Source organism: Spiroplasma endosymbiont of Cantharis nigra (assembly GCF_964019925.1).
Classification (GTDB): domain Bacteria; phylum Bacillota_I; class Bacilli_A; order Mycoplasmatales; family Mycoplasmataceae; genus Spiroplasma_A.
In genome coordinates this window covers 419492-438653 of sequence record NZ_OZ026470.1, presented here as the reverse complement: position 1 = coordinate 438653, position 19162 = coordinate 419492, and the positions used below count along the sequence as shown (strand labels likewise).

Sequence of the window (19162 nt, the reverse complement as noted above, 5' to 3'; positions counted from 1 at the left end):
ATATAAGTGTTAAAAATCTATGATAAATTCAAAATTAAATTACATAAAAATATTTTATTAAAAATAAAATATTTTTATGTAATTTAACCTTTTTAACTCATTTTTCTTGATTTTTGTACTTAAATTGAGAAAACTTAAAAACTTTTTTAAAAATTAAAAAGTGTTAAATATTGCTTAATAGAACACTTTTTTCTAATTTATTTAATTGTACAATCAAATAAAAAAAACTCATTTAAAATAAATGAGTTTAGGAATTTTTAATAATTTTAGTACTAATTTGATTTTTTCTTACTTCTTCTCTTTTGTTTTTCTTTTTGAATATCAATTTCTACCAATTCTTGAGCTAAAATTCTATTTCTTCTTCAAGGATCTGGTCTATAATGATAAATTCCAAATGTTATTCCATCTAACAATAACATAAACAATACTGGAATAAGTGATATTGCAAGTGCTCCTAAAATTAGGTATCAATTGCTGCTATTGTAACTACTAATTGATGCAAGATTTAATATTTTCTCATTAAATCCAGGAATCATAATTACAGCTAAATTAACTAATACTGCTGACATACTTGCAATTCATAAAGGTTTATTAACTATTAAATTTACTTTTTTATCAGATTTTCAATTTGATAATTTTATAAAGTTTGCATAGAAACATGGAGCACAAGTTATTGTTACAAACATTGCAGTTCTTCCAAAATTTCCAATTTTAATTTTTTGTTCAACACTAAAATCATTACTTCTTAACGCTTGATGTCAGCTTAGGTTATAATTATCACCTAAAATTTCTTTTAAATAATCATCTGTTACAAACATCATTCCAAAATAGTATGCTCCAATTGAAGCAATTGTTGTAAATAAGATTATTTTAAATAAGGTATAACCTAAACCTTTAAATAATGAATTCTTACCTTTAACTGGCTTTATTTTCATTAAAGTTGGATCATTTGAACCCATACCCATTGATAAAGCAATAATTGATTCAACAATTAAATTCATTCATAAGATATTTGTAGCTTCTAATGGAGAAACTGTATTAATTACTGAAAGAATAAATATTGCTAAAACATTAGCTAAATTAACTCCAATAACAAAAGCAATTGCTCTTTTAATTTTTTGATAAACGTTTCTACCTTCATTAACACCTTTAATTATTGTTTCAAAGTTATCATCAGTTAAAATAATATCACTTGCTTGTTTAGCAACATCAGTTCCCGTAATTCCCATTGCAACACCAATATCAGCTTTACTTAAACTTGGTGCATCGTTAACCCCATCACCTGTCATTGAAACAATATTACCCTTTTGTTTTAAAGCATCCACAATTCTTACTTTATGTTCAGGATTTACTCTAGCAAATACTTTTATTTGTTCAATTACTCTTAATAACTGTTTGTCATCTAATTGATTTAAAGTATTACTACTCATAACTTCATATTCTGAATGTGCTAAATCTAAATCTCTTGCAATAGCAAGAGCAGTGACAGCATGATCACCTGTTATCATTACAACTTCAATTCCAGCCTCATGAGCTAATCTAACTGCATTAACTGCAGTTTCTCTAACAGGGTCTATCATTCCAACAGCACCTAAAAATACTAAATCTTGTTCCAAGTTATTTTTATCTTTTAATTTATCATAGTTTAAATGATATGCAAATGCTAAAACTCTTAAAGCATCTTTTGAAAGCTCTGTTGCTGCTTCTAATAACATTTTTTTATCTTCTTCTGTAATATTTCTTAAGACATTATCCACCATTATTTTGGTACATCTTTGCAATAATTGATCAATTGCACCTTTTGTAAAGGTTGTATTTACTTTGTTAATTTTATTAACAGTAGTCATCATTTTTCTTTCACTGTCAAAAGGCATTTCATCAATTCTTTGTCAAACATCACGTGAATCTTGTTCATCATAGCCTATTGTTTCAGCAAAATCGACAAGTGCCAACTCTGTTGGATCACCAATTCTTTCATTACCTTCTGTAACTGAATCATTACATAAAACTAATGCTTTTAAAAAGAGGTCCATATGTTTATCATTTTTCTCTTTAGCATATTCCTTTGAAGCAATAACTTTATTATCCATAATCATCTTTTTAACTGTCATTTTATTTTGAGTTAAAGTTCCCGTTTTATCAGTACAAATAAAATTAACATTACCCAAGGTTTCAACCGCCTGGAGTTTCTTAATAATAACATTTTGCTTAACCATTTTTTTAGTACTAATACTTAAAGTAATTGAAACAACTGCAGCTAAACATTCTGGAATAACTCCAATTGCTAATGTAATTGCCACCATTAAATAATTTGCTCATGCTTTTTGATCACCACTGAAAAATAATGTTGTAAAAATTAGAATCGCTAAAATAAAACTCAAACCACTTATTCAATAAGTAAAAGAATTTAATTTTTTTTCTAAAGGTGTTGATTCCTCTTCATTTTCATTAATTGATTTAGCAATTTTTCCAATTTCAGTTTCAACTCCAGTTCTAATAACTAATCCAATAGCTCTTCCTGATGTTGTAAAGGTTGACATAAATGCTATATTTTTCATATCAGCTAAAATTGTTGTTGATTCTTTTAAAGCTAAATGAGTCTTTTGAACAGGTACTGACTCACCTGTCAAAATTGATTCATCTATTGATAAGTCATTTGCTTCAATAATTCTTAACTCTGCTGGCACATATTTACCAGCTTCTAAAACAACAATATCACCTGGTACTAATTCTGATGCATCAATTTCTTGTTGCATATCATTTCTAATAACAACGGTTTTTGGTTTAGAAAGTGATTTCAAAGCATCCATTGACTTTCGTGCTTTAATTGTTTGTACCGTTTCTAAAATAGCATCAATTAAAACAATTGAAAAAATAACAATTGCATCAATAAATTCAGATGCTTCAATGTGACCCTTATTAGATATTATTGGTGCAATAATTGAAATAACTGCAGCACCCATTAATACTAATAAAATTGGCTCTACTAGAGTTTTTAAAAATATTAAATATCAAGGTGTAATTTTACCTTTTGGAAGTTCATTTTTCCCAAACTTTTGTTGTTTTTCTAAAACTTCTTCAGTAGTTAAACCCTTTTTGATATTTGTTTCTAATTTTTTTTCAAGTTCCTTATCAGAACTTAAGAGATTTTCATCCATATTTGTTTCCACTTCTTTTTTATATTTATATATAAAATTATAACAAAAATATAAAAAAATTTTATCAAATATTATATTTGATAAAATTATTTCTCATTTTTAAATATTAATCTTCAATTTGTATCCTTACTATATTTTTTTAAATTCTTTTCAAAAATATCTAATCTTTCCATAGTTCATATTTTGTCTGGAATATTAGAGGAACTAGATTTATGAGTTTCTCAAACCTTCTTAGAAAAATCTATTTTTTTATCTTGACAAAAAAGTGATAAAAAATACTCAAAACTTTGATTTTCAGGTATATTTATATGATGAATATTTCCCTTTGCTTTAATAAATAATTCTTCTAAACTCTTAATTATTTTTGACTTCAATAATAAAAATTTATTTATTATTTCTTTAACATCATTGTCTAGTAATAATAAAACACGATTAAATTTTTTAGGTTTTGCATAATGTGGTATTGAGAAAAGACTAGTTTTTAGTCTATCAATAACCTTTTCATTTTGATAATCTTTTAATTGAAATGAATGAAAAATAACATCTTTTCAATCAAGTTTTTCTAAAATTTCATCTTTTTGTCTTAATTTATTAAAAACATTTTTTTCTGTAACTGGTTCATATGATTCAAAGCATATAATTAAAAGCATAATCAATTTTATTCCTTATCAAATAATTCAAAAATTGTATCAGCTTTAAAGTTTTCAGGACCAGAACAAATAACTTCATCCAAATATTTATTTGCAAAATTAGTTGATAATCTAAGTGTTTTATTATTTTTACCCTCATTAAAAATTTTTATTTGATCAATTCAATTTGATACTTCCTGATTTTGAAGAATTAAATATAAACTATCTTGCCTAATTTCTTCTGCAATATATGGATTATGAAATGTTAATAAAAATACTGTATTTTCAAATAAATTAGACTTTATTAGTCTTAAGAAAATTCTTGTTAAATTTGGATGTCAAGAATTATCTATTTCATCAAATAAAAAGTATCAATAGTTTCTCTTATTTAATTTTAATAAATATAACCTAACAAACATTCCAATAATTTTTCAAGTACCTTCTGATATTGCATAATAAGGTATTAATTGATTATCATTTAAAATAAAATCAAAAGCAAAAGTTTTAGTTTGATTTTGAATTACTCTCTTTATTTCTACACCTTTAATTTTGGAATCAATATTTTTAGCTACTACTTCAATAAAATTTTTCATTTTATTTATAATTTCATCATTTGCTTCATTACTAAATAAGAAATCTGTAAACTCATTAATTCAAAATATCGATGATATCTGTGATGTAAAAAAGATTATTCCATTCATTAAATTTTTAAGCGAATCTGCAATTTTTTTTGTTTCTTCTTTTTTTTCTAATTTCGCTATATTATTATTTGAACTTGAGTTAATGAAATTTGAATAACTAATAAAATCAATATCATCATCAAATTCTTTTTTAAAAATATTTTCTCAAATCATATTTTTATTTTTAGTTTTTTTAATATCAACTTCTTCACTAAATTTAAAGTTATTTTTAATTTTAATTTGATGCTTAATAATAAATTCTTCATTAACTAACTCTAATTCAATTTTTAAATAATCACTATTTTTATTAAAATCATGTTTATTTAATGCAACAGTAATTGGATCTAAATTTCCAGTAAATGGATTAAATAATCCACTTTTAAGACCATTGACACCTTGTTCTAAAAAAACTCTATATAGTTTTAAAATTGTTAATATTGATGTTTTACCAGAAGCATTAGGTCCAATAAAACCTAAATGATTATTATAATGAAAAACACCATCTTGAGTTTTAAAGTCTCTTACTGATTCTTTAAAATTATATTTGTTTTTATTTGTTTCAAAATTAATTAATACTTCTTTTTCAAATGCTTTATAACCACTAAATTTTAATGATTTAATTAATGTTTTCATTTTTTTCATTCCTTACTATTAATATTATACTTATCTTTATTAAAAAAAAGCAATTAAATTGCTTCTTTTTAATAAATTTGTTGCTTTTTTAGCAAAGTTTCAAGTAAAAAGACATTAATATTATAAATTTTCATATATTGGAAATTTATCACATAAATCTTTAACTTGTTTACTTAACTCTTTTAAATTTTCTTCACTATGGTCTTTTAAAATACTTGCAATAATATTGCCAACTTGTTCAAATTCTTCTTCTTTAAAACCCCTTGTAGTCATTGCTGGAGTTCCTAATCTTATTCCAGAAGCATGCACTGGTTTTTCTTGATCAAATGGAATCATATTTTTATTTGAAACTATACCAATTGCTTCTAAAATACTTTCAGCTTCTTTTCCAGTAATTCCAATTGAATCTTTAACTTCAACAATTACTGTATGATTTTCTGTCCCATTAGCTACTAATCTTAGCCCATTTTTACTTAAAGTTTTTGCTAATTTTTTTGCATTAATTACAACTTGATTTGCATATTCTTTAAATTCTTGACTATCAGCTTCAAATAAGGCTTGGGTTTTACCTGCTATTTGATTTTCTAAAGGTCCTCCTTGCACTCCAGGAAAAACTGTTGAGTCAAGTTTCTTTGCAAATTTAGCCTTACAAAGAATTAACCCCCCTCTAGCTCCTCTTAAAGTTTTGTGAGTTGTTGTTGTTACAACATCTGCATATTCACAAGGATTTGGATGAACTCCACCTGCTACAAGTCCTGCAATGTGAGCCATATCAACCATAAAATAAGCTCCAATACTATCTGCAATTTCTTTAAATTTTTTAAAATCAATAATTTTTGTATAACTACTTGCTCCTGCAAGAATTAATTTTGGTTTATGTTTTTTTGCTAAATCGCTAATTTCTTTAAAATCAATTTCTTCTGTTTTCTTATTAACTTTATAAAAAACAAAGTTATATAATTGTCCAGAAAAGTTTATAGGATAACCATGTGTTAAATGACCACCAGCATCCAAACTCATTGAAAGTACAGTATCACCAGGTTTTATCAAAGTTCTATAAGCTGCTTCATTAGCTTGACTTCCAGAATGTGGTTGAATATTTGCATGATCAGCTTTAAATATTTTTTTTGCTAATTCTATTCCATAAGATTCTATTTCATCAATATAGCGACACCCACCATAATATCTTTTACCAGGATAACCCTCAGCATATTTATTTGTTAAAACAGAACCATTTAATTTTAAAATTGCTTCCGAAACATAGTTTTCTGATGCAATTAATTCAATATGACTTTGTTGACGCTTTAATTCATTTTTTAATGATTCTTCAATTATTGGATTCATTTTCATAGTTATTCTCCTTAAACTTTTATATATAAAAATAATACTAGATTTATTGTTTTTAATGTTCATTATTTTAAAGAAAAATAACTTTATATAATAATTTTAATTTTAATAATTATAGATTACTTTTTAATAATTTTTTTTCTGCTATTTTCTCATTGATTATCTCATTTAAATTGATATCTGGTATTTTATTATCTAATAAACCATAGTGAATTTGGACACTATTTATATTATTAAAAATAATTGCTTGAATATCTTTTTTTATGGCTTTATTAATGAATTTAGAGTTTGAAATATTTTTATTAATACCTTTATTAATTTTATCTATAGTTTGATTTAATTTCTCAAAATCAATAAGTTTATATTGATTTTCAATTACAATCTTTAATAAATTAATTTTATCAAGATTATCTATTTCATTATATTTCTTTATATAAAATTGCGCCTTTTCATATTTTTTATTAGCAACCAATTTTTTTCCTTTATTAATTATTTTCTCCTTTTTCATCTCTTCACTTGAAATTAAAGAATTTAGTTTTTCTTTTGATTTTAGTCATTTTTGAATATTTTTTTCTACAGATTTTATTAAGCTTAAAGTGTTTTTATCCAAAAGATTTAAATTTTCTTTCAGCTCTGTTTTCATTTTTTGAAGATCATTTTTATTTAAATTTAGTTCTAATAATGATATAGTAGTTATCTTTCTAAAGGTTTTAGTTAATAAGGTTTTTTCAGTTTCTCTTTCTTTATAACTTAACATACTGAAAAGTATTGCTAGAGAAATTGACATTGCACATGCTACTAGATAAATTAGACCATTTGATACTGGCGAAAGTTTTCCTTCACCATTATATATTGGATCAGAGAAGAAACCAATAGCTGAAAAAACTCCTAAACCACTTTGTGATCTTTGTGTTACACCCATAATATTTGCAAATGCCCCAGCTATAAATGCTGCACATACCCCTGAAACTAGAGGTCTCTTTTTAGGTAAGTTAATTCCATAAAGAATTGGTTCTGTAATACCAAGACATCCCGCTGGAAGCATACCAATTGCCTCTTTTTTTAGTTTTGCATTTTGAGTAATTATGATAACTCCAATTAATGCTCCAACTTGTGCTCAAATTGATATTGATGGACCTATTCCATATATACTTTGACCCCCATTTGAAATATGCTCTAACATTGAGATCATTCCTAACATAATATGTAAACCAAAAATAACAGTTATTTGTCACATAGCTGTAAATATACCAACTCCAATACCAATTGGTATTTGACCTAAGTAAAATGTTAATGCACCAAATAATGTTTCAAAGAAATTTCAAGCTATTCCATAACCAAAAAATGATAAAGGACTAACTACAAGAATAACAATAAATGGTCTAAACATTAATTCTAAAGCTACTGGAATTACTCTTTTTAATCAAGTATCTAATTTTTTTGCAGTATATATTGCACCAACAATTACAAATATTTTTGTATTCATTGTATTAATCCTTATTTTTGTTATTTCATCTAGCATAGGATTTCCAGTGTCAATGTTTCCAAAATCAAAGATTAAAAAATCATTTCCCATTCCTAAACGTCCTCCATCACCAAATAGTAAGGGTGAACAGAGAATAACACCAAGAGCAACTCCCATAAGTCCCTCTAATTTAAAATAATTAGCTGCAGAAACTGCAATAATTATTCCCATAAAATAAGTAGTTGACCTACCAACAATGAAAAGAATTATTCATCCAATTCCTGCTTCTGTTATTAAAACATCATTAGGTCCTGGACTTTTAAAGACAATATTGGGCATAATTCCTGCTTGCATTAAAATTGCTATAATTGCTTGAACCAAACCCGCTCCAACCATTATAGGAATTATTTTTGTCATAATGCCCGAAAGCATTGCTAACATTTTTCTAAAAAAAGTCTCTTTTTCACTATTAAGACCCATTGAAACATTTAAAGTGTGCTCTTCAGTATTTAACTTTACTATTTCATCTTTTAGTTTATAAACATCTTGACCAATTACAACTTGTAACTCGGGCCCATTTCAAACTACTCCCTTAACAAGTGGAGCTTTTTTGATTGCTTCAATATCAACTTTTTCTTTATTTTTAATATTAAATCTCAATCTTGTCATACAATTATATACTTCATTATAATTTCTCTTAGTTCCAACAAATTGATTAATTAATTTTGCTCCTTTTTCATATTTGTTTGAAACATTAAAAAATTCAACTGGGTCTGTTATTGTTTTCAAATCTTGATCTTCTTGTTTTTCTTTTAAGGTATAAGATATTTTACAAAGTAAATCTCCTTGTTTAACTTTACCTACTTTTAATTCTTTAATTGTATACTCAATTAAAGAATTAATTTCAAATACAATTGGTGTTTCTTTTGAAATATTTTTCTCTTTTAATAAATTTAAGTCGACTGTAAAAATATCATCATTTTTAAGAACTTTAGTTCCAACTTTTAATTTTGTAGAAAAACCTTTACCATTAAGCGATACTGTATCCATTCCACAGTGAATTAAAAATTGTAAACCTTCAACATCAAAACCATATGCATGATACGTATCAAATATCATAGTAACTCTTGCTTTATCAAAAAAAGCTTTAAAATTATTTGATTCTGGAATAACAACTATTCCATCGCCTAACATGCGATCAGCAAACATTGAATCATTACACTCTTGAATTTTTTTTACTTCACCATCAACTGGTGAATATAAATTAATTTCCATTTACTTTCCCTCCTATTAGTAATATTTCCATAAATAAATATAAAATGTAATATTTTTTCCAAAATGAAAATACTTTCAATAAGTGAAAGTATTTTCAAGACATATCTAAATTTTCCTTTTTTTAAAAAATAACTCTATAATTGATGTTTTAAATTCCTATCTTTTAGATTTATTATAAATAAATCTAAATTAATTTTTTGCTCCTTATTTTTTAATAAATCATAGTGAATTTGAAGACTATTTAAATTATTAAAAATGATTGCATTCAGTTCATTATGAATATTCTTATTAAGAGAAGTTGATTTTAAAATTTCTTCTACAACTTTTTTTTCAATTTTTGAAATTCGAGAGTTTAATTTCTCAAAATCTATTTTTTTAAATAATTCTTTACTTTCTTGATCTAACGTATTTATTTTTTGAGAATTATCAATATTATTATATTTTTTTATATAGATTTTTGCTAAATCAAATTTTGATTTACTTATTAAATTCTTACCTTTTAATATTATTTTTTCTTTCTTTAATTCGCTTTTTTCAATTAGACTATTTGTTTTTTCTTTTAGTTTTAATCATGTTTGAATATTTTTCTCACTAGCTTTTATTAATTTTAAAGTCTCTTTATCTAAAATTGTTGAAACTTTATTTAACTTTTCTTTTAAAGAAATAACATCTTGTTTATTTAAACCTAGTTCCAATTTAGTTGAAATAATCAGATTTTTAATTGTCTTATTTAACAATGTTTTTTCACTTGTTCTTTCTTTATAAGACATCATACTAAAAGCAATAGCCAATGAAATTGATATTATACATGCTAATAAATAAAATGAACCATTTTCAATTGGACTAATTGCTCCTTTTCCACCTAATTGAGGCTCTGCAAAAAAACCAATTAACTCGAATACCCCAATCCCAGTATTTGCTCTTTTAGTTACATTTAAAAGACTGGCAAATGCTCCTGCTATAAATGAAGCTGCTACTCCTGGAAATTAATGGTCTTTTTTTTGGTAAATTTATTCCATATAGAATTGGTTCTGTAATACCAAGAAATCCAGCAGGAAGCATTCCAATTGCCTCCTTTTTTAATTTTGCATTTTGAGTAATTAAGATAACTCCAATTAAAGCACCAACTTGAGATCATACTGAAATTGAACCAGCAATACCATAAACACTTTGTCCCCCATTTGCTAAATGGTCAATCATTGATATGATGCCAAGTACCATATGTAATCCAAATATTACTGCTACTTGTCACATAGCAACAAATATACCAACTCCAACTCCTAAAGGAATTTTTCCCATATAAAATATTAATGAACCAAATAAAGTTTCAAAAAAATTTCAAATAATTCCATAGCCAAAAAATGTTAAAGGACAAATTAATATAATTACAATAAATGGTCTAAACATTAATTCTAAAGCTACTGGAATTACTGTTTTTAATCAAGTATCCAATTTTTTTGCTGTATATATGGCAGCTATAATAACAAATATTTTAGTATTCATTGTATTAACTCTTATTTTTGTTATTTCATCTAGGATAGGATTTCCAGTATTAATGTTTCCAAAGTCAAAGATTAAAAAATCATTTCCCATCCCTAAACGACCTCCATCACCAAAAAGTAATGGTGAACAGAGAATAACACCAAGAGAAACTCCCATAAGTCCTTCCAATTTAAAATAATTAGCTGCAGAAACTGCAATCATTATTCCCATAAAATAGTTACTAGAAACACCTATAATGAATAAAATAACTCAACCAATGCCTGCTTTTGTTATTAATATTCCCTCTTGTTGTATTTCATTAAAAATAATATTGGGCATTACATTGGTTTGAATTAAAATAGCAATAATTGCTTGAATCAAACCTGTCCCCACCATTATTGGAATTATTTTAACCATAATTCCCGATAGCATTGCTAACAATTTTCTTATAAAAGATACATTTTCATTTTTATAAACTAATTTATTTTTAATTGCTATTGAATAATCGTTTAGTTTTATTACTTCGTCTTTTACTTTATAGACATCTTGCCCAATTACAATTTGCAATTCAGAGCCATTTCAAACAATTCCCTTAACTAGATTAACTTGCTTAAGTTTTTCAATATCGACTAAGTTTTTATTTTTTATTTTAAATCTTAATCTTGTCATACAATTATATATCTCTTCATAATTAGAATTGCCACCTACTAATTGATTAATCAATTTTGCAGCATTTTCATATTTATTAGAAAAATTAAAAAACTCTTTTGGATCTATAGAGGATTCTAATTTTTTTTTTTTTTTTGATTTCTAGGAAAAAAATTATATGTTATTGTACAAACTAAATCTCCTTGTTTAACATTACCAATTTTTAAATTATTTATTTTATATTCACTTAAATCATTAATATCAAAAACAATAGCTGTTTCCTTTGATAAATTATTTTTTTCTAAATAGTTTAAATCTACTTTAAAAAGACTATCGCTTTTATTAACTATATCCCCGATTTTTAATTTTGTAGAAAATGCAATTCCCTTTAAGGCAATTGTATCCATTCCAACATTAACCAAAAAATCTAAGTCTTCAATATTAAAACCATAAGCATGGTATGCTTTAAAAACCATAGTCACTGTTGCTTTATCACTAAAACCATTAAAATTATCCAATGCTGGCATTATAATAAAACCATCACCTAGCATTTTTTTAGCAAACATTTCATTGCTACATTCTTTTAATTCTTTAATTTCACCATCAACTGGTGAATATAAATTAATTTCCATTCTTTTCCTCCTCATTGTAATATTTTCATAATTTGATATAAAAGTTAATGACTTTTTGCTAAGAGGAAAATACTTTTAAATCTGGAAAGTTTCAAAAAAAATTGAAACAAAAATATAAAAAGTTTCAAAAAAACATTGAAATAAAAATATAAAAAGAAAAAGAATGTTATTCTTTAAACTAAAATAACATTCTTTTTTTAAATTTCACTTGTATTCATAAATTTTTTAAATCAATTAAATGATTTTTTCTTAAATCTATTACCTGTACCTTTATGGTAATCATCATAGTCAACATATATTAAACCATAACGCTTTGACATTTCATTTGAACCAGCACTAACAACATCTATTGGAGTTCACATTGTATAACCAAATAAATTTACTCCATCTTTAATTGCTAAACTCATTTGTTCAAAGTGTCTTGCCAAATAATCAATTCGATAATCATCTTCAACAGTATTTTTATTATTTAATTTTTCTAACATCCCAATCCCATTTTCTGAAATAAATAATGGAACATGATATCTATCTCATAATTGATTTAAAGTATATCTTAAACCAATAGGATCAATTTGTCATCCTCATTCTGTTGCTTCTAAGAATGGATTTTTTCCAAGTTTCATTAAATTACCCTCAGTTAATTCACCTTCTTCTTTTGCTATAGTACTTGACATATAATAGCTAAATGTAATAAATTCCACTGGATTATTTTTCAATAATTCATCATCTCCTGGTTCTTTTATAATTTTGATATTGTTATCTTTAAAATATTTTATTGAATATCAAGGATATTCACCCTTAATCATTACATCATAATAAAATAATTTTTTCATTAATTCTTTTTGTTGATTTTCAAATACATTAACTGGATTACAATCCAAAGCATAGGTTGTTGAATTAGCAACCATACATCCAACTTGAATATTTTTAAATTTTTTAGAATACTCAACCACTTTTGCTTGAGCAATAAACTGATTGTGTAAATCTTGATAAGATTCATTAATTTTTTCAAATGTTGTTTTATTTCCACTTTTATCTTCTACAAAAAAAGCTGAAATTAAAACTGCTAAATTTATTTCATTAAATGGTAATCAATATTTAACATATTCATTGAATTCATCAATAAGAACTTTTGCATATTTAAAATACATATCAATTACTTTTCTATTTTTTCATCCTCCATAATTTTGCATTATTGGAAATGGTGTATCAAAGTGATTTATTGTAACCATCACTTCTAATCCTTGAACTTTACATTCTTTAAATACATTTCTATAAAATTCTAATCCCTTTTGGTTTGGTTCCTTCTCATCACCATTTGGAAATATTCTTCCTCAAGCAACTGACATTCTAAAAATTTTTAATCCTGCTTCTTTAAACAAAGCAATATCTTCTTTATATCTATGATAAAAATCTATTCCATATCTTTTTGGATAATGTAATCCTTTTTTATTTTCAATTGAATCTAGTAAATCTTTTTTAGTTAATTTTCTTGTTACAGATAAATCTTTTCTATCTTTTAATTCCATAAAAGGAATCATTTCAAGAATAGATAAAGATTTTCCATCAACATCATATGCTCCTTCTATTTGCGAAGCTGCAGTAGCTCCACCCCAAAGAAAGTTTTTTGGGAACTCCAATTTTTTTGCCATTATATATTTTCTCCATTTTTCTCTATTAAATCTTTATATCAAAAGAAGCTATCTTTTCTAATTCTTTTCATATCTTTTTTATCAAACTCATCTCTATTAACGTAAACAAAACCATAACGTTTTGAAATTCCTTCATGAGTTGAAACTAAATCAATTGCACTTCAAGGCATATAACCTATCATTTCAACTCCATCTGCAATAGCTTCGCTCATTGCTTTAATATGTTTTTGATAATATTCAATTCGATAGTCATCATGAATTTTTTCATCATCAGTTAGTACCTCTCTAGCTCCAATTCCATTTTCTGTTATCATAATTGGTAATTGATATCTGTCATAAACTTCTCTTAAAGTATTTCTAAAACCAATAGAGTCAATTTCTCAACCAAAGTGTGTAGCTTCTAAATTTTTATTTTTTACAGTTTTACCTATCCCAGGAATTATGAAACCAGATTGCTGGTCACCAAGACTCTCTAGCGAATTTTTACTATTTTTACTGCTTGCATATTCAACAGTTATTGTTGAATAATAATTAAAAGCGATAAAGTCTGGTTTAGAGTTTTTTAAAATTTCCCTCTCCTCATTTGTAATAATTATTTCTTCATTTATTAATTTTAAGAAGTTTTTAAATCAAGCTCCATACTCTCCACGACAAACAATATCCAAAAATATTCAATTTCTCATTTGATCAAAATTTAGTTTTGCCAAATGATCTTGAGGTTTATTTGAATTTGCATAAACCGAAGATATATTTGGTGCTGGTCCAATTTTTGCATGAGGTAACATTTTTTTACATAATCTAATTGCCTTAGCTTGTGCAACATTTAAATTATGCATAATTTGTCATTTTGTACTTTTAGACTTTTCTGAAATAACTCCAATTGCTTGACCAACAAAAGCAAACATATTTAATTCATTAATTGTTAATCAATACTTAACTTTTGATCCATAATTTTCAAAAAGTACTTTTGAATATAATTCAAATATATTTGAAAATTCACTACTATCCAATCCGCCTATTTCTTCAATGAAAGATGGTGAATCAAAATGAAATATAGTAATAATTGGCTCAATATTATATTTTATAAGTTCATCAATTAAATCACTATAAAATTTAATACCCTCAGGGTTTATATCTCCTTTAATATTTTTAATTATTCTAGGTCAAGAGATAGAAAATCTATAAGATTTAAATCCCATTTCCGCCATTAAAGCAATATCTTCTTTTCAATGATTATAATGATCTGAAGCAACTTTAAATCCTGTAATTCCTTTTGGATAACTTTTTCTTTCATCAAACTTATCCATTATCGATGGTACCTTTCCTCCTTCATTTATAGCTCCCTCAAATTGATAGGCACTACTTGAAGCTCCTCATAAAAAATTTTTAGGAAATTTCTTCATTTTATTTTTCCTCCTTGTTTAATAAATATAATCCACCATAGCATGCCGCTTGGTTTTTTAAGATTGATACATCAAATTTATTTTCAAGATTTTCGCAAGAGTAAAATAATTTTTCTTGCCAATAAAAATCTTTATGTTTAATAATTTTTCTTTAATTAAACTAATAAACTGTTTATTAAAACTAATCCCTCCACCAGGAGTGATTAAATCAAAATCTAATGGAAAATCAAATTTATTATTAGTTTTGTTAAATGAGAAGTAAAGTCCTCCATCATTTCAACTAATGTTTTATCATTTTGATTAAATAGTTCAAAAAAATTTTTACCCGTTATTTTTTTTCTAGTTTTAATAAAATATTTAATTAAGTCAATATCTTTTATTGCAGACTGAGTTAATAATTTTTTATTTTTAGAATCAATAGTCCCCGGTAATACAATAGATAAATTAAATTCCTTTGTTTCCTTATTTAAGAAATCTGATATCTGATCTAATATATTTATAAATGGTGTTTGAAAATCTTCTAAGCTATTAATTTCTGATTTTTTATACACAGAAGAAAAGTTTTTAAATAAAATATTTTTTTAAAAATAATACACTTTGTTGATGTTCCACCAATATCAAAACAATAATTAAACATTTAGATTCACCTTCTCCTTATTTAGAGAGTTACTATTTTTTATATAATAAATTTTTTCATTTAAATTAATTTTTGGTATCTTATTTTCTAATAACCCATAATAAATTTGAACACTATTTAAATTATTAAATATTATTGGCTCTAATTCATTTATATTTTCTTTTTTTATAAAATTTGATTTTTCTAATTTTTCTAAAATTAATTTTTTTAATTTTGAAATATTTTTATTTAATTTTTCTAACTCAATTACTTTATATTGATTATCAATTTTTATTTTTAATAAATTTATTTTCTCAGAATTATCAATTGAGTTATATTTCTGCATATAAATATTTGCTAAATCAAATTTCTTTTTACTAATTAAATTCTTACCTTTAATTATTATTTTTTCTTTTTCAATTTCTTCTTTTTCAATTATAGTACTCAATTTAATTTTATATCTTAATCAAGTTTGAATATTTTTTTCAATAGTTTTAATAAAATTAATAGCTTCTTTATCTAAAAGATTATTAACTTCATCTAACTCTTTTTTTAATTTTGTTGTGTCTTCTTTATTTAAATTTAATTCTAATATTGTTAATAACTTTAATTTACTAATTGTTTTATTTAATAAGGTTTTTTCTGTTTCTCTTTCTTTATAAGATAACATACTGAAAAGTATTGCACTTGATACTGCTAATAAACTAGCTAATAAATAAAATGAACCATTGATAGCAGGATTAAGTTTTCCAGTACCTCCATAAATTGGATCTGAGAAGAAACCAATTGCTTCAAATACTCCAATTCCACTTTGTGCTCTTTGTGTAACTCCAATAATATTTGCAAAGGCTCCAGCAATAAAAGCTGCACATACCCCTGAAATTAATGGTCTTTTTTTAGGTAAATTAATTCCATAAAGAATTGGTTCTGTAATACCAAGTAATCCAGCTGGAAGCATACCTATTCCTTGTTTCTTTAATTTAGCATTTTGAGTAATTAATATTACTCCAATCAATGCTCCAACTTGAGATCATACTGAAATTGAACCAGCAATACCATATACTGTTTGACCACCTGTTGCTGGAGACAAACGGTCAAGAAAGGAAATTAATCCCAACATTAAATGTAAACCAAAAATAACTGCTACTTGCCACATTGATACAAATATACCAACTCCAATTCCTAAAGGAATTTTTCCGATATAGAACATTAATGCTCCAAATAAAGTTTCAATAAAGTTTCAAGCAATTCCATAACCAAAAAATGATAACGGAACAATCAAAATAATGATAATAAACGGTCTAAACATTAGTTCCAATGCAACTGGAATTACTTTTTTTAATCAAATATCTAATTTTTTAGCTGTATATATTGCACCTACAATAACAAAGACCTTTGTACTCATGGCATTAATCTTTATTTTAGTTATTTGATCTAACATAGGATTTCCAGTATTAATATTTCCTAAATCTAATAAAAGAAAATCATTTCCTATACCAAGACTGCCACCATCTCCAAACATTAAAGGACAACAAAGAATAAGTCCAAGCGCTATACCCATTAAACTATCTAATTTAAAATAATTAGCTGCAGAAACTGCAATCATTATTCCCATAAAATAGGTTGTTGTTTTTGCCATTGCAAATAAGACTATTCACCCTATTGCAGCATCTTTAAATAAAACATCATTTATTCCTGAATTTTCACTTAATTTAAAGACAATATTGGGCATTATTTCTGCTTGCATTAAAATAGCCATAACAGCTTGAATTAAACCAACTCCGACCATTACAGGAATTATTTTGACCATAATTCCTGAAAACATTGATAAAAACTTTCTTCCTAAAGAAACTTTTGAACTATTAAGTCCTATTGAAGCTTTTATTGCCAAGGATTGATTGTTAAGTTTTATAACCTCCTCCTTTAATTTATAAACATCTTGGCCAATAACAATTTGCAATTCATTACCATTTCAAACAGTACCTTTAACAAGCTCTAATCTCTTTATTTCATCAATATTTACTTGTTCCTTATTTTTAATGCTAAACCTAAGTCTTGTCATGCAATTGTATACTTCATTATAATTTGATTGATTACCGATAAACTTATTAATTAACTTAGCATTTTTTTCATACTTGTTTGATACACTAAAGAATTCAACAGCATCTGTCTTACTATTTACATTTGTTTCTTTAATTTCTGATTTAAACTCATAATTAATTGTACAAATTAACTCACCTTGTTTTACTTTTCCTAATTTTAAATTATTTATTTGATAATCAGCTAAATCACTCATTTCAAATACTATTGGGGTTTCACTTAATAATTTCTTTTTTTTCAATAAATTTAAATCAACACTAAAAATATCACTTTTTCTAGATATTTTATCTCCAACTTTTAAATTAGTAGTGAATCCCTCTCCATTTAATGCTACTGTATCCATTCCACAATGAATTAAAAACTTTAATCCATCAACATCAAAACCGTATGCATGATATGTGTCAAATATCATTGTGACTGTTGCTTTATCAAAAAAAGCTTTAAAGTCATTTGATTCTGGAATAATAACAAATCCATCACCTAACATACGATCTGCAAACATTGAATCTGAACAATCTTGGATGCCCTTTATTTCACCATCAACTGGTGCATATAAATTTAAATTCATATATTTCCCCCTTACAGTAATATTTTCCACTAAAATGATTTAAAGAAAATATTTTCTCCATAAAAAGAAAATACTTTCTATTTTAGAAAGTATTTTGGATGTATTCATATATATATAGAAACAACATTTCTAAAGCTATATTTCTATAGATAGATTTTGATTTATCAAATTGATAATTGATCAACATTTTATCTGTAAAAATTATATCTAATTTTATTTCCTGACTATTTGTTGTAATAAGAAATTTATTGTTTTTTTCATTTGCTTCTTTTTCATACTTTCTCATTAGAGAACCATTATTACTTGAACAAATAATTAAAATTTCAACTTCCTTTTCACCATTTTTTATTAAATTATTTTTATATTCTGAAGAACATACTCTAACAATTTTATTCATATTATCAAATAAATCTAATATATAAGAACTTGCATGTTTAATTTGATTTGAGGCATATAAATTTATTATTTTTGCCCCCTTAATTGCTTGTGCAATATTTTCAATAAAAGAATTATTTTCTATAATTCATTTTTGAATAGAATCAAATCTTTCTAAAGAGCTAACCTTATTTACATTCTCAGCTCAACCATAATGATTATATTCATTTTTTAAAGTAAAAATTAATTCTCGATAACCAGTACAACCAATTTTTTGAGAAAATTTTGTTATAGTTGACAGTGAGACATAACATTGCTTTCCAAGTTCTTCTTGATTTTTAAAATCACCATTTGTGAAGTTATCTATAATTTGGTTTGCAATACTTTTAAAATTAGTATCATCAACTGATTCACTTAATTTTATTAATTTGTTAATTACTGACATAGTTTTACCCTTTTTCTACTAATTAAAATTATATATTTCAATAAAAAAAAGTAA

At 25.1% G+C, this 19162-nt stretch carries 13 protein-coding genes; all 13 read right to left on the bottom strand.

Features of this window, described 5'->3' with window-relative positions:
* Positions 1 to 272: 272 nt before the first annotated feature.
* Entirely contained in the window at positions 273 to 3158 is a 2886-nt protein-coding gene (locus tag AACL04_RS01860; RefSeq protein ID WP_339030901.1) for a cation-translocating P-type ATPase, read from the bottom strand.
* A gap of 86 nt (positions 3159 to 3244) precedes the next feature.
* The gene (locus tag AACL04_RS01855; protein ID WP_339030900.1) at positions 3245 to 3808 is read right to left on the bottom strand and encodes a hypothetical protein; all 564 of its coding nucleotides are present in this window, start codon (positions 3806 to 3808) and stop codon (positions 3245 to 3247) included.
* 8 nt (positions 3809 to 3816) lie between these two features.
* The gene (locus AACL04_RS01850; RefSeq protein ID WP_339030899.1) at positions 3817 to 5100 is read right to left on the bottom strand and encodes an ATP-binding protein; all 1284 of its coding nucleotides are present in this window, start codon (positions 5098 to 5100) and stop codon (positions 3817 to 3819) included.
* Between the two features lie 120 nt (positions 5101 to 5220).
* Positions 5221 to 6450 carry a serine hydroxymethyltransferase gene (glyA, locus tag AACL04_RS01845; RefSeq protein ID WP_339030898.1) on the bottom strand — a complete coding sequence of 410 codons (1230 nt, stop codon included), beginning with the start codon at positions 6448 to 6450 and terminating at the stop codon, positions 5221 to 5223.
* 109 nt (positions 6451 to 6559) lie between these two features.
* A complete protein-coding gene (locus AACL04_RS01840) occupies positions 6560 to 9187 on the bottom strand; it encodes a glucose PTS transporter subunit IIA (protein WP_339030897.1) in 2628 nt (875 codons plus the stop codon).
* 134 nt (positions 9188 to 9321) lie between these two features.
* Positions 9322 to 9960, bottom strand: a complete 639-nt coding sequence (locus tag AACL04_RS01835) for a hypothetical protein (protein ID WP_339030893.1) — start codon at positions 9958 to 9960, stop codon at positions 9322 to 9324.
* 151 nt (positions 9961 to 10111) lie between these two features.
* Entirely contained in the window at positions 10112 to 11392 is a 1281-nt protein-coding gene (locus AACL04_RS01830; RefSeq protein ID WP_339030891.1) for a PTS transporter subunit EIIC, read from the bottom strand.
* 62 nt (positions 11393 to 11454) lie between these two features.
* On the bottom strand, positions 11455 to 11949 hold the full coding sequence (locus AACL04_RS01825; protein WP_339030889.1) for a PTS glucose transporter subunit IIA: 495 nt from the start codon (positions 11947 to 11949) through the stop codon (positions 11455 to 11457).
* A gap of 197 nt (positions 11950 to 12146) precedes the next feature.
* Positions 12147 to 13601 carry a glycoside hydrolase family 1 protein gene (locus AACL04_RS01820; protein ID WP_339030887.1) on the bottom strand — a complete coding sequence of 485 codons (1455 nt, stop codon included), beginning with the start codon at positions 13599 to 13601 and terminating at the stop codon, positions 12147 to 12149.
* On the bottom strand, positions 13601 to 15004 hold the full coding sequence (locus tag AACL04_RS01815) for a glycoside hydrolase family 1 protein (RefSeq protein ID WP_339030885.1): 1404 nt from the start codon (positions 15002 to 15004) through the stop codon (positions 13601 to 13603). Before AACL04_RS01815 ends, AACL04_RS01820 begins: the two co-directional genes overlap by 1 nt.
* Positions 15005 to 15219: 215 nt before the next feature.
* On the bottom strand, positions 15220 to 15555 hold the full coding sequence (locus tag AACL04_RS01810) for a hypothetical protein (protein WP_339030884.1): 336 nt from the start codon (positions 15553 to 15555) through the stop codon (positions 15220 to 15222).
* Positions 15556 to 15633: 78 nt separating this feature from the next.
* Positions 15634 to 18288 (bottom strand): glucose PTS transporter subunit IIA, encoded by a 2655-nt coding sequence (locus AACL04_RS01805; RefSeq protein ID WP_339030882.1) that lies wholly within the window; start codon positions 18286 to 18288, stop codon positions 15634 to 15636.
* Between the two features lie 82 nt (positions 18289 to 18370).
* Positions 18371 to 19108 carry a hypothetical protein gene (locus AACL04_RS01800; protein WP_339030880.1) on the bottom strand — a complete coding sequence of 246 codons (738 nt, stop codon included), beginning with the start codon at positions 19106 to 19108 and terminating at the stop codon, positions 18371 to 18373.
* Between the last annotated feature and the right edge of the window lie 54 nt (positions 19109 to 19162).